Annotated in this window: 12 protein-coding genes; 8 read left to right on the plus strand and 4 right to left on the minus strand. The window is 73.6% G+C overall.

The window, feature by feature from the left end; genetic code table 11:
- From EBO15_RS40015 to uraH, 3 genes are all read right to left on the minus strand, one after another.
- The coding region (locus EBO15_RS40015) for a glycerate kinase (RefSeq protein WP_233616790.1) at positions 1 to 285 on the minus strand (285 nt) is incomplete at its 3' end.
- Between the two features lie 95 nt (positions 286 to 380).
- Positions 381 to 1,817: an NCS2 family permease gene (locus EBO15_RS40020; protein WP_122199677.1), complete on the minus strand. Its 1,437-nt coding sequence runs from the start codon at positions 1,815 to 1,817 to the stop codon at positions 381 to 383.
- 159 nt (positions 1,818 to 1,976) lie between these two features.
- Positions 1,977 to 2,390, minus strand: coding sequence for a hydroxyisourate hydrolase (uraH, locus tag EBO15_RS40025; RefSeq protein ID WP_122199678.1), 414 nt, complete (start codon positions 2,388 to 2,390; stop codon positions 1,977 to 1,979).
- A 275-nt stretch (positions 2,391 to 2,665) separates the two neighbouring features.
- Here uraH and EBO15_RS40030 point away from each other — a divergent pair, with 275 nt between their 5' ends.
- From EBO15_RS40030 to EBO15_RS40065, 7 genes are all read left to right on the plus strand, one after another.
- A complete protein-coding gene (locus tag EBO15_RS40030) occupies positions 2,666 to 3,988 on the plus strand; it encodes a helix-turn-helix domain-containing protein (protein ID WP_122199679.1) in 1,323 nt (440 codons plus the stop codon).
- An 87-nt stretch (positions 3,989 to 4,075) separates the two neighbouring features.
- The gene (locus EBO15_RS45605; protein WP_199745129.1) at positions 4,076 to 5,590 is read left to right on the plus strand and encodes a DUF5685 family protein; all 1,515 of its coding nucleotides are present in this window, start codon (positions 4,076 to 4,078) and stop codon (positions 5,588 to 5,590) included.
- Positions 5,591 to 5,648: 58 nt separating this feature from the next.
- Positions 5,649 to 7,346 carry an AMP-binding protein gene (locus EBO15_RS40045; protein WP_122199680.1) on the plus strand — a complete coding sequence of 566 codons (1,698 nt, stop codon included), beginning with the start codon at positions 5,649 to 5,651 and terminating at the stop codon, positions 7,344 to 7,346.
- A 132-nt stretch (positions 7,347 to 7,478) separates the two neighbouring features.
- On the plus strand, positions 7,479 to 8,108 hold the full coding sequence (locus EBO15_RS40050) for a copper resistance CopC family protein (RefSeq protein ID WP_122199681.1): 630 nt from the start codon (positions 7,479 to 7,481) through the stop codon (positions 8,106 to 8,108).
- Positions 8,109 to 8,114: 6 nt separating this feature from the next.
- Complete coding sequence (locus EBO15_RS40055) at positions 8,115 to 10,145, plus strand: bifunctional copper resistance protein CopD/cytochrome c oxidase assembly protein (protein WP_122199682.1); 2,031 nt, start codon at positions 8,115 to 8,117, stop codon at positions 10,143 to 10,145.
- A 69-nt stretch (positions 10,146 to 10,214) separates the two neighbouring features.
- Entirely contained in the window at positions 10,215 to 11,447 is a 1,233-nt protein-coding gene (locus EBO15_RS40060; protein WP_233616791.1) for a sensor histidine kinase, read from the plus strand.
- A complete protein-coding gene (locus EBO15_RS40065; protein WP_122199683.1) occupies positions 11,444 to 12,106 on the plus strand; it encodes a response regulator transcription factor in 663 nt (220 codons plus the stop codon). Before EBO15_RS40060 ends, EBO15_RS40065 begins: the two co-directional genes overlap by 4 nt.
- A gap of 75 nt (positions 12,107 to 12,181) precedes the next feature.
- Here EBO15_RS40065 and EBO15_RS40070 read toward each other — a convergent pair whose 3' ends face one another.
- The gene (locus EBO15_RS40070) at positions 12,182 to 13,315 is read right to left on the minus strand and encodes a S1C family serine protease (RefSeq protein WP_122199684.1); all 1,134 of its coding nucleotides are present in this window, start codon (positions 13,313 to 13,315) and stop codon (positions 12,182 to 12,184) included.
- A 204-nt stretch (positions 13,316 to 13,519) separates the two neighbouring features.
- Here EBO15_RS40070 and EBO15_RS40075 point away from each other — a divergent pair, with 204 nt between their 5' ends.
- Positions 13,520 to 14,620, plus strand: a complete 1,101-nt coding sequence (locus EBO15_RS40075) for a baeRF3 domain-containing protein (RefSeq protein ID WP_122199685.1) — start codon at positions 13,520 to 13,522, stop codon at positions 14,618 to 14,620.
- Positions 14,621 to 14,741 lie beyond the last annotated feature (121 nt).

The following is a 14,741-nucleotide window of genomic DNA, read 5'->3' on the forward strand; positions in this document are numbered from 1 at the left end:
GCACCGGCCGTCGAACGCCAGGACGGCGGTGACGGGACGCCCCGCCGGGCCGCAGACCTTCACCTCGACCCGGCGGAACCCCGCGGCGACCGCGGCCCCGGCCGTCCCGTCGCCGCCGCCGGACATCGGCAGCTCCACGACCGGGACGTCCGGGCGGGCGAGGCGCAGCCCGGCGGCGAGCCGCCGGGCCACCTCGACCGCGTCGAGCGCCCCCCGGAACCGGTCGGGCGCGAGCAGCACATGACCGCGCGGGGGAGGCGCACCGGGGGGCTCGGGCAGGGACACGGGCAGCCACGCCTTTCACGCCGGGGGTCGGCGCTCGCTCGCACCGGGGGTCAGCGTTCGGTTAGTCCCTACCCCCTGCGCACGTCAGGACGCCACTATTTGACACCCAGGACTTCCTGCACGGGGTGCAGACCGAAGTAGACGAGGAAGATCAGCGCGATCACCCAGATCAGCCAGTGGGTCTCGCGGATCTTGCCGCGGGCCAGCTTGATGAGCGTGTAGGCGACCACGCCCGCGCCGATGCCGTTGGTGATGGAGTAGGTGAACGGCATGAACACGATGGTGAGGAACGCCGGGATCGCGATGTCCAGGTCGTCCCACGTGACCTTCGCGACCTGCGTCATCATCAGCGCGCCGACCAGGACCAGGGCGGGCGCGGCGGCCTGCGCCGGGACGACCGCGGCGAGCGGCGTCAGGAACAGCGTGATCGCGAACAGCGCGCCGGTGGCGATGTTGGCCAGGCCCGTGCGGGCGCCCTCGCCGATGCCGGCGGCCGACTCGACGAACACGGTGTTGGCGGACGAGCTGGTCAGGCCGCCGAGCGCGGCGGACAGGCCGTCCATGGTGAGGATCCGGCCGAGGCCGGGGACCTCGCCCTTCTCGTTCACCAGGCCCGCCTCGTCGGAGAGGCCGAGGATGGTGCCCATCGCGTCGAAGAACCCGGACAGCACCAGGGTGAACAGCACGACCAGCGCGGTGATGAACCCGGCCCGGCCGAAGCCGCCGAACACGTCCACGTTGAACAGCAGGCCGAAGTCGGGGGTCGCGAACAGCTTGTGCGGGACGTCCGGGACGACCACGCCCCAGCCGTCGGCGGGCACCTTGGCGTTCGACTGGATGATCACGGCGACGACGGTGGAGACCACGATGCCGATGAGGATCGCGCCCGGGACCCGCCGCACGTAGAGGACGATCATGAGGATGAGCGCGAGCGCGAACACCACCGCGGGCCAGCCCATGAGCTTGCCGCCGGTGCCGAGCGAGAGCGGCGGGCTCATCGCGCTGGAGCTGATGAACTTGGCGTCGTAGAGGCCGACCAGCGCGATGAACGCGCCGATGCCGACCGCGATCGCGTGCTTGAGCGCGAGCGGGATCGCGTTCATGATCCGCTCCCGGATGCCGGTGACGGCGAGCAGCACGATCACGACGCCCTCGATCACCACCAGGCCCATCGCCTGCGGCCAGGTCATGACCGGCGCGGCCTGGAACGCGACGACCGCGTTGATGCCGAGGCCGGACGCGACCGCCATCGGAGCGTTCCCGACCAGGCCCATGATGATCGTCGCGATCGTCGCCGACAGCGCGGTCATCGTCGTGAGCTGCGGGATCGACAGCTGCGCGCCCGTGACGTCCTTCGCCCCGCCCAGGATGATCGGGTTGAGCAGGATGATGTAGGCCATCGCGAAGAACGTGGTGACACCGCCGCGCATCTCGCGCGCGACCGTGGTCCGTCGTCCGGTCAGGTCGAAGATGCGGTCCAGGACGCCGCGCTGGCCCGGCGGCGGCGTGTCTTGGAGGGTGGCTTGCGACATCAGGCGTGCTCCGGTGCGGGGATCGGGCTGGATGGGTTGAAAGGGTCGAGCGCGCACAGAGCGACGTCTGTGGCCTGCACAGATTAGTCGGAATGGTGTTACGGGCAGGTTACCTGACCGTCCCCTTCGCGATACGGTCGCGGACGCGGTTCCGCCTGGTCAGGCGCCCCGGTAGGTGCTGTAGCCGAACGGACCCAGCGCCAGGGGGACGTGGTGCCGCTGCCCGAGCCCGGTCACCAGGAAGATCACCGTGATCTCCGGGTAGTACGACTCGGCGTCCCGGGCGGCGTAGTAGCGGCCCGAGCCGAACCGCAGCCGGTACGTCCCCGGAACCAGGAGCGGGGGCTCCGCCGCGACTCGTGTGCCCGCCGCCCCGCCCCCGTCCTCCTCGGCGGCCTCATCGGCGGCCTCCTCGCCGGGCAGGGGCGAGGACAGGTCCCAGCGTCCCGCCGGGTCGGTCTCGCCCTCCCGGACGAGCCGCCAGTTCTCCGCGTCGTAGTGGTCGAGCCGGACGGGCACGCCGACCGCGGGCGTCCCGCTGCCGGTGTCGAGGACGTGGGTGGAGACGCTCATGGTCGCTAGTACAGCAGGCGGCGGGGGGTGGGGCCGAGGGGGCGCGCGGAGGCGGGCGGAGGCCGGATTCCCCAGGTCCGCGGACGGCCCGGGGCAGCGCGAAGGGGTGTGTCCGCTATAGCCTGCCGTGCGGTGGAACGAGAGGGTCCGGATCCGCCGAATCCGGACCCTGACCGGGCGTGATCCGGGCAGACTGGAAGATCGACACGTTTTCTTCCCCAAACGCAGCGTGCGGCGCACGGCGCGGGGGACCTGGCAGGCGGGTGGTTCGAAACATGGATCGGGAGACACTGGGGCAGCGGATCCGGGCGCTGCGCATCCGGCAGGGCATGAGCCAGGCCCAGCTCGCGTACCCCGAGCTGTCCGACAGCTACATCTCGCTGATCGAGAGCGACAAGCGGGTGCCCGCGCCGAGCGTGGTCGACCTGCTCGCGACCAAGCTGAGCTGCTCGCCGACCTACCTGGTCAGCGGCGTCGGCGAGGACGTGGTGGACGAGCTGCGGGTCACCCTCGACTACGCCGAGATCGCGCTGCGCAACGGCGCGGCGGCCGAGGCCCGCGCCCGGTTCGCCGACGTCCTCGCCAGCCCGGACGCGGTCGCGCTCCCCGACATGCTGCACCAGGCCCGGTGGGGCCACGCGCTGGCGCTGGAGGCGTCCGGCGACCTGGAGCAGGCCATCGCGGAGCTGCGCGCGCTGAGCGCCAAGGCGTCCGCCGAGCACGACCCCGACCAGTGGACCCGCGTCCACGTCGCGCTGAGCCGCTGCCTGCGCGAGCGCGGCGAGATCAGCGGCGCCGTCCGCGTCGCCGAGGACGCGCTGCGGCAGCTCGCCGCGACCGGCGCCGACACCACCGACTCCGCCGTCCACCTGGGGGCGGCGCTGCTGGCGGCGTTCATCGAGCGCGGCGATCTCGTGCGCGCGCGCCAGCTCGCCGCGCAGCTGGTCGAGCGCGCCGACCGCGGCGCGGGCCCCGCCGCGCGGGTCGCCGCCTACTGGGAGGCCGCGTTCGTCGCCGAGATCCGCGGCGCGTACGAGGAGGGCGTCGAGCTGGCCGAGCGCGCGCTGCAGATCGCCGGTGAGTTCGGCGAGACCGACGGCGCCCCGGACGGCGACCTGCGCAACCTGGCCCGGCTGCGGGTCAACTACGCGGGGCTGCTCCTGCGCGCCCGTCCGGAGCAGGCCGGGCGCGCCCGCGACCTGCTCACGAGGGTGCGCGACGAGATCAACACCAGCGCCGCCGGGGAGCTGGACGTGGCGTGGTGCCTGACCGAGCTGGCCCGTGCGGAGACCGCGATGGGCCGTCCGGCGGAGGCCGTCGGCCGCGCGGAGGAGGCCCTCGACCTGCTCGGGGACGCGCCGCGCCGGGCCACGGCGGTCGCGCTGACCGTCCTCGGCGAGGCGTGCGTCCGGCTGGGGGACCGGGGGCGGGCGACCGCGTCGCTGACCCGGGCGGCGTCCTGCCTGGAGCGGATGGAGTCGTCCCGGCAGGCCGCGCAGACCTGGTTCGACCTCGCCGAGCTGCTCGCCGAGAACGGCTCCCCGGACGGCGACCGGATCGCGGCCTACGGACGCGCCCTGGCCTGCGCCGGAGTCTGACGGGAAGGTGCTCCGCCGGTCTTGATCTGGGATGTTCGCTTCCTGCACTATGGCGCCGAATGATCAAGGTCGGGGGAGAGGTTCAGGATGTTCGGTGTGGTGCGGCCCTGCCGCCATGTGCTGCGGGGCAAGCTGTTCGAGGACTGGATGGCGCACCTGTGCGGGCTGTGCCTGACCCTGCGCCGCGAGCACGGCCAGGCCGCGCGGATGGTGACCAACTACGACGGGCTGATCGTCTCGGTGCTGGTCGAGGCGCAGGCCCCGGAGACGTCGCCGCGCCGCTCCGCCGGCCCCTGCGCGCTGCGCGGGATGCGCGGCGCGCAGGTCGTCCGGGCCCAGGCGGAGGGCGCGCGGCTGGCCGCCGCCACGTCCCTGCTGCTCGCGGCGGGCAAGACCCGCGACCACGTGGCGGACGGTGACGGACCCTACGCGCGGCGGCTGGTCGCGGCCGCCGCGTCCCGGATGGCCGACCGCTGGGACGAGGCGGGCGCGCGGACCGGCGCGGCCGTCGGGTTCGACCCGTCCGTGCTGCGCGACGCCGTCGCCCGCCAGCCCGAACTGGAGGCCGCGGCCGGGCTCGGCCTGCTGGAGCTGACCGAGCCGACCGAGACCGCGACCGCCGCCGTCTTCGCGCACACGGCCGTCATCGCGGGCCGTGAGGCCAACGCCGAGGCGCTGTCGGAGGCGGGCCGCTTCTTCGGGCGCCTCGCCCACCTGATCGACGCCGTCGAGGACATCGGGGAGGACGCCGCCGCCGGCGCGTTCAACCCGCTGCTCGCGACCGGGACGTCCCCGGCCGAGGCCCGCCGCGTCTGCGACGACGCACTGCGTGGGCTGCGACTGGCCCTCGCGGACGTCGAGATGGAGAAGCCGGAGCTCGTCCGGGCCCTGCTGAACCGCGAGATCCGCCGCACGGTGGACCGCGTCTTCGACCCGTACCCGGAGGCACGCCGCAAGCACGCCCGCTCCTGCAACGCCCCGAAGTCCGCGCACGACAAGCACGCGCACGACAAGCACGCGCACGCCCAGGGCACGCACGATCAGGACGCGCACGTCCAGGGGACGCACGTCCAGGACCTGCGCATCGAGGACGCGCACGGCCGGTTCCCGCAGGCCCAGTTCCCGCAGGGGCAGTTCCCACCGCCGCCCGGTGGGCAGCAGCCGTACCCGCCGCAAGGGCAGCCGTACCCGCCGCAGGGCCAGCAGTATCCGCAGGCGCAGTACCCGGGTCAGTATCCGCCGCCGCCTCAGGGGTACGGCCCGCCACCGCCCGGCCAGCCGCCGTACGGCGGGGGCGGTGGTGGGGGCGGCTGGTTCCCGGGCGGGCCGGGGTCCGGCGGTCATGGGCCCCGGCGGAGGCCGCCGCGCGCGGCCTGGCCGATCCCGTGCTTCACCGGGACCCTCGTCTGCATGACCTGCGGGGTGTACCAGCCGGAATGGAGCGAGTGGAAGGGCCGGTCGTGCGACGACCGCTGCTGGTGCAGCCGGGAGTGCGAGTGCAGTGACTGCTGCGACCCCGAATACGGGTGCTGCTGCGGCAACTGCAGCAGTGGAGGCGGCTGCTGCGACTGTGACTGCGGGTGCTGCGACTGCGGGAGCTGACCGCTGGGGCGCCCGGTCCGGCATTGACCAAGCGATCGCTTGGTGGCACGCTCGGGGCGTGCCGCACGCGACGTTCGCCGAGACGCTGCTCGCGCGGTCCGGGGACCCCCGCCCGGGCCTCTACTTCGAGGACGAGACGCACACCTGGGACGAGGTGGTCCGCGCCGCCCGCGCCCGGGCGGCCTGGGCGCCGGACCTCTGCGCCACGCCGGACGGCCGGGTCCGGCACATCGGCGTGCTGCTGGAGAACGTCCCGGAGTTCGTGTTCTGGATCGGCGCCGCCGCGCTCGCGGGCTGCACCCTCGTCGGGATCAACCCGACGAGGCGCGGCGCCGGGCTCGCGGGCGACATCCGGCACACCGACTGCGACGTGATCCTCACCGACGCCGCGCACGCCCCGCTCCTGGCCGGTCTGGACCTCGGCGTCCCCGTCCACCGCGTCGACTCCGCCGGGTACCGGGACGCCCTGCCCCGCGACGTTCCGGGCGGGCCCGGCCCAGGAGCGTCCCCGGTCCCGTCCGACCGGCTGCTCCTGCTGTTCACGTCCGGCTCGACCGGCGCGCCGAAGGCCGTCTCCTGCGGGCAGGGACGGCTCGCGGGCATCGGGTCCAAGGCGTCCGACATGGGGATCGGACGCGACTCGGTGACCTACGCGGCGATGCCCCTGTTCCACGGCAACGCGGTCATGGCGAACCTCGCGATGGCCGCCCACGCGGGCGCGGCCGTCGCGCTGCGCCGCCGGTTCTCCGCGTCCGGGTTCCTGCCGGACGTCCGCCGGTACGGCGTCACCTACTTCAACTACGTCGGACGCGCCCTCGCCTACGTCCTCGCCACCCCCGAACGCCCCGACGACGCCGACAACACGCTGGCGTCCGCGTTCGGGACGGAGGCGTCCGCCCAGGACATGGCCCGGTTCGGAAGCCGCTTCGGCTGCCGGATCATCGAGGGCTACGGGTCCAGCGAGGGCGCGATCGCGATCCACAAGGTCCCCGGGACCCCGCCGGACGCCCTGGGCGTGCCGCGGCCGGGCATCGAGGTCGCCGTCCTGGACCCCGGGACGGGCGCCGAGTGCCCGCCCGCCCGGTTCGCCCCCGACGGCGCCCTGGCCAACCCGGACGACGCCATCGGCGAGCTCGTCGGCCTCAACGTCGCCGGGTCCTTCGAGGGGTACTACAACAACCCCGAGGCCGACGCCGAGCGCGTCCGGGGCGGCCTCTACTGGAGCGGCGACCTCGGCTACCGCGACGCGGACGGCTACCTCTACTTCGCCGGGCGCACCGCCGACCGGCTCCGCGTCGACAGCGAGAACTTCGCCGCCGCGCCCGTCGAACGCGTCCTGGCCCGCTGGGACCCGGTCGTCATGTGCGCCGTCTACCCCGTCCCCGACCCCCGGACGGGCGACCAGGTCATGGCCGCCCTCGAACTGGCGGACGGACGCCCCTTCGAGCCGGACGCCTTCGCCGCCTTCCTCGCCGCCCAGTCCGACCTGGGGACCAAGTGGGCCCCGAGGTTCGTCCGGGTCGTCCCGGCCATGCCGCTGACCGCGACCGGCAAGATCGACAAGCGGCCCCTGCGCCGCGCCCTCTGGGACGCGGACGGAGGCGCCGACGGAGGCGCGGACGGAGGCGGGGACGGGGGTGTCTGGTGGCGTCCGGGCCGGGACCTGGCCTACGAGCCCCTCTCCGCCGCGGCCGCCCGGGCCGTCCGGGCCGAGTTCGCCGAACACGGCCGTACCCACGTCCTCGGCGCGCTCTGACCGCCCGGTCCACCCGGTCGGCCGGTCGGGCCGGACGGCGCCGAGGGAGCGACCCGGAGCGCGGCCATCGCCGGGCGTCAGTAGGGTGGTGGAGGCTCTGTCCGTTTCGACTCTGGAGAACTCCGGCCCGCCATGAAGACCTCCATCCCGCGCCGGCTCGGCCTGGTCGCCGCGCTGGTCACGGTGCTGACGACGGCGTTCGGCGCGCTGCTGACCACTCCGGCCCTGGCCCACACCCGCCTGGTGGGCAGCACCCCGGGCAAGAACGCCACCGCCGCCTCGGTCAGCGAGGTGAAACTGGTGTTCAGTGACCGGATCGGCTTCGCGAAGGTCCTGGTCAAGGACAAGGCGGGCAAGGAGTTCCAGTCCGGGGACGCCCAGCGCAGCGGGACCGAGGTCACGCAGAAGCTGACCGGGCCCCTGCCGTCCGGCGACTACACCGTCGCCTACGCCGTCGTCGGCGCGGACGGCCACCGCATCGAGAACTCCGACCTGACCTTCACCGCCGAGGGCGCCCAGGGCGCTCCGGGGGCCCAGGGCTCCCCGTCGGCCGCCCCGAACGGCGCGTCCCCGAACGGCGCGTCCCCGGGCACGCCCGCCGTGGGCGCGAGCGCGCAGAGCTCGCCCAAGGCCGAGGCGAAGGAGTCCTCGAACGGCGCGGTCCGCTGGATCATGATCGGCGTCGGCGCGCTGCTGGGCATCGGCATCGGCGTCCTCATCGTCTCGCGCGCCAAGCGCAAGAACCCCTCCTCCGGTGAGTAGGAGACCGTGAACGCGAGCACCTTCCGGGTCGTCCGGGTGGCCCTGGCCGCCACGATCGCGGCCGTCGCCGCGCTCGTCGCGGCGCTGGTCCTCGGCGGCGCCGTCACCGAGAAGATCATCCCCGGGCTGGGCGACGCGGGCGCGCTGACCCGGTGGGGCCTGCCGTTCTCCCGCCTGGTCATGGACCTGGCCGCCGCGCTGACCGTGGGCGCGCTGATCGCCGCCGCGGCGCTGCTGCCGGTGACGGGCGCGGGCGGGTCCGGCAGGCCGTCGCTGTCGGCGCCCGCGCTCGGCTACCTGCGCGGCGCGTCCTGGCTGGCCGCCCTCTGGGCCGCCGCTGCGGCCGCGAACCTGGTCTTCACCGTCTCCGACGTCCTCGGGCAGCCGGTCGGCGACATCGTCACCGGCAGCGAGCTCAGCTCCTACGTCGGGCAGCTCCCGCAGGGCACGGCCCTGATGATGGTCGTGCTGATCACGGTCGTGGTCGCGCTGCTGTCCCGGACGACGACCACGCCCGCCGCCGCGTTCGGGCTGCTCGCGCTGGCGATCATCGCGCTGCTGCCCGCGCCGCTGACCGGGCACTCGGCGTCCGCCGCCAACCACTCGGTCGCCGTCACCGGCGTCGCGCTGCACGTCGGGGCCGTCGCGCCGTGGGTCGGCGGGCTCGCGATCCTCGCCGCGCACGCCCTCGCCGGACGCGACCGGCTCGGCGTCATGGCCGCCCGGTTCAGCCGGATGGCGCTCTGGTGCTACGTGATCGTCGGCGCGTCCGGGCTGGTCAACGTGATCGCCCGGCTGCCCGACCCGGCCCAGCTCGTCGACACCGACTACGGGCGGCTCGCCCTCGGCAAGATCATCGCGTTCGCCCTCCTCGGCTGGTTCGGCTGGTGGCACCGCGAGCGGACGCTGCCCCGGATCGAGGCGCGCGAGACGCGCGCGTTCGCGAGGTTCGCGTCCGTCGAGGCCGCAGTGATGGCCGCCACCATGGGCCTGGCCGTCGCGCTCGCGCGCACCGCCCCGCCCGCGCCCGCCGAGGTCGAGAGCACGGTCAAGTCGCTGATCGGCTACGACCTCCCGCCGAAGGTGAACCCGGCCCGGCTCGCCACGCTGTGGCAGTTCGACTTCTTCTTCGCCGCCCTGGTGCTCGTCCTCGGCTTCGTGTACGTCGCGGGCGTCCTCCGGCTGCGGCGGCGCGGCGACTCCTGGCCGATGGGCCGGACGGCCGCCTGGTTCGTCGGCCTGCTGACGATCGTCGCGGTCACCGAGACCGGTGTCGCCACGTACGCGCCGATCCTGTTCAGCGTGCACATGGTGCAGCACATGGTGCTGTCCATGCTGACCCCGATCTTCCTGGTCGTGGGCGCGCCCGTGACGCTGGCGCTGCGGGCCCTGAAGCCCGCGAAGGTGCGCGGCGACCGGGGGCCGCGCGAGTGGCTGACGGCGCTGCTGCACTCGCGGTACGTGTCGTTCGTCGCGCACCCCGGCATCGCGACCGTGATCTTCGTGGCGTCCACGTTCACGTTGTACTTCACGCCGCTGTTCGAGTCCGCGATGCGCAACCACCTCGGGCACATCGCGATGATGGTGCACTTCCTGGTGTCCGGGTCGCTGTTCTACTGGGTGCTGATCGGCATCGACCCGGCCCCGCACAAGCTGCCCTACCCCGGACGGCTGATCCTGCTGTTCGTCACGATGCCGTTCCACGCGTTCTTCGGCATCGCCCTGATGAACCTCGGGGCGCCGCTCGCGCGCGCCTGGTACACCGCCGTCCACCCGGACTGGGGCACCCCGATCCTCCAGGACCAGCACACCGGCGGCGCGATCGCGTGGGGCTTCGGGGAGATCCCGACGTTCATCGTGCTGATCTTCCTGGCGTTCCAGTGGTTCTTCGACGACCAGCGCCGGGCCCGCCGGGAGGACCGCCAGGCCGACCGCGCCGCCGCGCGCGGCGAGCGGTCCGCGGCGGGCGACGAGCTCGCCGCCTACAACGAGCGCCTCGCCCGTCTCGCCAAGCGCGAGGAGGAGCAGGCCGAGTAGCCCGGGCGGCCCGGGTAGCCCCCCGGGCGGGGGAGGCGCGCAGGTCGCCGGGTCTGTAAGGATCGTCGGGTGGTCATACTCCTGCGCGAGGTCTCCGACCGGAGGACCTGGCGGCGCTGGGCCTATCTGGTGATGGGCGCGGCGCTCCTGATGCCGTACTGGTTCCTGCTGATGGTCCTCGTGGGCCTGTCCCCGCTGAAGGGGATGTGGGGCGGGGTGGCGGTGCTGCTCCTGCCGATCCCGGCGGCGGTCGTGACCGGCCTGGTCGCCGGGGTGCGGCAGATGGAGGGGACGGCGGTCAAGGAGCTGCTCGGCGGGCCGCTCGCCGGGATGAACGTCCCGGTCGCCCGGTCGCTGCGGGCCCGCGTCAGCACCGGCCTGTGGTTCAGCCTGCACCTGCACGTCGGGGTGGTGGTCGGCGCGGCCAGCCTGGCGGTGCCGCCGTTCGCCGCCGTGCTGATGCTCTTCCCGTTCCTCGGCTGGTCGATGCTCGAGGACGAGCGCGGCGTGCTGCACGCGTGGAAGGGCAGCCCCTACCAGTGGCTCGCGCCGCCCGCCGGGCTGGCGTGCCTGGTCGCGCTGCTCGGGCTGATCGTGATCGCCGGACGGGTTCTCGCCGCGTTCGCGCCCCTCTTCCTCGGCCCCACCTCCGAGGAGCGCGTCGTGGAGCTGGAGGAGAAGGCGGCCAAGCTCGCCGAGCGGAACCGGCTGGCCCGCGAGCTCCACGACTCGGTCGGGCACGCGCTGAGCGTCGTGACGCTCCAGGCGGCCGCCGCGTCCCGCGTCCTGGACCGGGACCCGGCCTTCGCCCGCGAGGCGCTCACGGCGATCGAGGAGAGCGCCCGGGCCGCCCTGACCGACCTCGACCACGTCCTCGGGCTGCTCCGCGAGGACAAGGCCCGGACGACGCCGCAGCCGACCCTCGCCGACCTCGGACGGCTCGTCGAGCAGACCAAGCTCGCGGGCGTCGAGCTGGACCACAGCGTGGACGACGCGGTCGGCGGCGTCCCGGCGGCGGTGTCGCGGGAGGCGTACCGGATCGTCCAGGAGGGGCTGACGAACGCGCTGCGGCACGCGGGGAAGGTCCCGGTGACCCTGCGCATCACCGTCGCGGAGCAGCGGCTGCACGTCGTGCTGGCCAACCCGCTGGGCGGGACGCCGAGCCGGACCCGGGACGGCGGCGGACGCGGCCTCGGCGGCATCCGCGAGCGGGTGACGGTGCTGCGCGGCGACATGGCGGCGGGCCCGGACGGGGGCGAATGGCGCATGGAGGTGTCATTGCCGCTAATGTCCGGTGCGTGACGATCAAGGTGCTGCTGGTGGACGACGAGCGGCTGATCCGCGCCGGGCTGGCCGCGATCATCAACGCCGAACCCGACCTGAGCGTGGTGGGGGAGGCGGCCGACGGCGCGGAGGTCCAGGACGCGGTCGCCCGGACCGCCCCGGACGTGGTCCTGATGGACGTCCGGATGCCCCGCCTGGACGGCATCCAGGCCACCCGCGCGCTGCTCGCGGCGGGCGGTGTCCCTCCCAAGATCATCGTCGTGACGACGTTCGAGAACGACGAGTACGTCTACGACGCGCTGAAGGCCGGCGCGGCCGGGTTCCTGCTCAAGCGGACGCGCCCGGAGGAGATCCTCCAGGCGATCCGGACCGTGATGCACGGCGAGAGCCTGCTGTTCCCGTCGGCGATCCGCACACTGGCCGCCGAGCACGCGCCGGGCGGCGGCGGCCCCGGCGGAGGCGCGGACTGGCACGGGCGGCTCACCGACCGCGAGGCCGACGTCCTGCGCCTGGTGGCGCGCGGCCACTCCAACGCGGAGATCGCCTCCGAGCTGTTCGTGAGCCCGCAGACCGTCAAGACGCACGTCGGGAACGTCCTGGCGAAGCTCCAGGCCCGCGACCGCACGCAGGCCGTCATCTTCGCCTACGAGACGGGCTTCATCTCCCCGGGCGCCTGACCGGCCCCGCCCGTCCCACGCCCGCCCCTCCGGACGACTCGTCCCTCCGGCCCGCTCGTCCCTCCGGACCGGCGCTCAGGAGCCGGGGAGCTCGCCGAGCGTGACCTCCACCGACTTCTTGGTGCCGTCGGCGGTCTGGAGATCGACCTTGACCTTGTCGCCGGGCTTGAGCATGGCGAGCACCTCGGCGAGCGCGGTCTGGTTGGGCGTCGCGGTGCCGTTCACCGCCATGATCAGGTCGCCGGGGACGATCCCGGCCTTGTCGGCGCCCGAGCCCCCGGTCACGCTGACCACCCCGACGGCGGTCTGCTGCAGGCTGGTCGGGTCGATGATCGTGCGGACCACCACGCCGAGCGCGGCCCGTCCCGAGTTGGTGACCTTGCCGTCCTTGATGAGCTGCGGCGCGATCCGCTGGACGGTGCCGCTCGGCGTGGCGAACCCGATGCCGACGGCCGAGCCGCCCACCTGCGGGTCGGACGCGGCGGCGGTCGGGATCCCGATCACCTCGCCGGTCAGCGTGACCAGCGCGCCGCCGGAGTTGCCCGGGTTGATCGCGGCGCTGGTCTGGATGGCGTCCCCGATGGTCGCGCCCGGGAACGCGCCCTCGCGCTTGGTGGACACCTCGCGGTTGAGCTGCGACACGATGCCCTCGGTCACGCTGCCGGACAGGCCGAGCGGGTTGCCCATCGCGAGCACCATCTGGCCGATCTTCAACTTGCCCGAGTCGCCGAACTTCGCCGGGCGCAGCGTCCCCCCGCCCACCTTCACCACGGCGAGGTCGTCCGGCGCGAACTGGCCGACGAGCTTGGCGTCCAGGGGCTTCCCGCCGGACGCCGCCGACACCTGGATCTTCCGCGCGCCCGCCACGACGTGCGCGTTCGTCACGATGTCGCCGACGGTGTCGTACACGACCCCCGAACCCTCGCCCGAGTCCGTGGTGATCTGCACCACCGACGGCAGGACGGTCTGGACGACCTTCTCGTACTGCGTCTCGACCTGGGACGCGGCGTTCCCCGCCGACACGGTCGAGGGCGGGCTCGACGCCTCGTTCCCGCCCCGCCCGTTCTCCTTCGCCCCGCCACCGCTGCCGATGTCGTTGCCGCCGCCACCGCACGCGCCGAGCAGGCCGCACGAGCCGAGCAGCAGGACGGCCGCCGCCAGCGTCCCCACCCGTCCGGACCGGGTGGACCCCTTGCCGTTGATCTGCATCCGAACCGACCTCCCGGAGGGGTTGTCCCCCGCGCGGAAGGGCCGTGACCCCATGCCGTCCCGCCGGTACCGAGAGTTGATCGGGGGTTGATCGGAGGCTGTCCCGCGCTTGACACGACGGGATCATGAAGTGGCCCTTATGCATCGTTTACCTGCGGTTCGTTAGAAATGAGGCAGACAGGCAAACACGTCGATCGGGGGATCATGGACGCTGCCACACTGTCCGAACTGCGCAGACCACGCTCCTACCCGGCGGTGTCGGTCCTCATGCCGACCAACCGCCGCGCGCCGGATAACCGGCAGGACCCCATCCGGCTCCGGAACCTCCTCGCCGAGGTGCGACGGCGGCTCCGGGACGACCCGGAGGTCCCGTCCCAGGAGGCCGACGCGCTCTTCCACGGGCTGGAGCGGGCCGTCGAGGACCTCGACCCCGCCGACGCGGAGGAGGGACTGGTCCTGTTCGCCGCCCCGGGCGGCGAGGTCCACACCTTCACCGTCGACCAGCCGGTCGAGGAACGCGTCGTGCTGGACACCACGTTCGCGACCCGCGACCTGGTCGCCGCCTACACCCGCCGCACCCGCTACTGGCTGCTCGTCCTGTCGGACAACCGGACCCGGCTGTGGGACGGACGGGGCGAGACGCTCACGCAGGTCGAGCGCGAGGGCTTCCCGATGGCGCCGGAGAGCCTGGACGAGGCGGTCGTCGGCCGGTCGGCGCCGCCGAGCATCCGCGACGCCAACGCCCCGCACCAGCTGTTCGTCCGGCGCACCGTGGAGGCGCTGGAGAAGATCAACGCGCGGGACCGCCGTCCGGTCATCATCGCGGGCGTCGTCCGCGCCCAGGCGTGGTTCGACGAGGAGGCGGGCGGCAAGCTCACCGTCGCCGGGCGGATCGACGGCGCCTACGAGGAGGCGGCCGCCCCGGTCCTGATGGACCTGGCCCGGCCCGTCCTGCACGCCTACGAGGACCTGCGCGAGGTCGGCGTCCTCACCGAGCTGGAGGCCGCGCGCGGCCTGAAGCGGTACGCGGCCGGCATCAAGGAGGTGCTGCCGCTGGTGAAGGAGGGACGCGGCGAGCACCTGGTCGTCGAGCGCGGCTTCCACCTGCCCGGCCTGCGCGGCGCGGACGGCGTGATCGACCCGCTGGACGACACCAGCCCCGGCCGCGTCGAGGGCGAGGGGGTCATCGACGACGTCGTGGACAACCTGATCGAGTCGCAGCTGGACTACGGCGGCGAGGTCACCTTCGTCTCCGACGGGTTCCTCGTCGACCACGACAGGATCGCCCTGGTCACCAGGTTCTAGTGGCTCGTGACTGAACCTTGCTGGGGTAATTGATCTCGGTGGGGTGGCGCGTCAGCCTTGTCCCAGTCGGTTCTGGGAGGTGGGTGTGGCGCGGAAGCCTGAGGTGTTCGTGCGGGCGTTG

The organism is Actinomadura harenae (genome assembly GCF_003696215.1).
Lineage (GTDB): Bacteria > Actinomycetota > Actinomycetes > Streptosporangiales > Streptosporangiaceae > Spirillospora > Spirillospora harenae.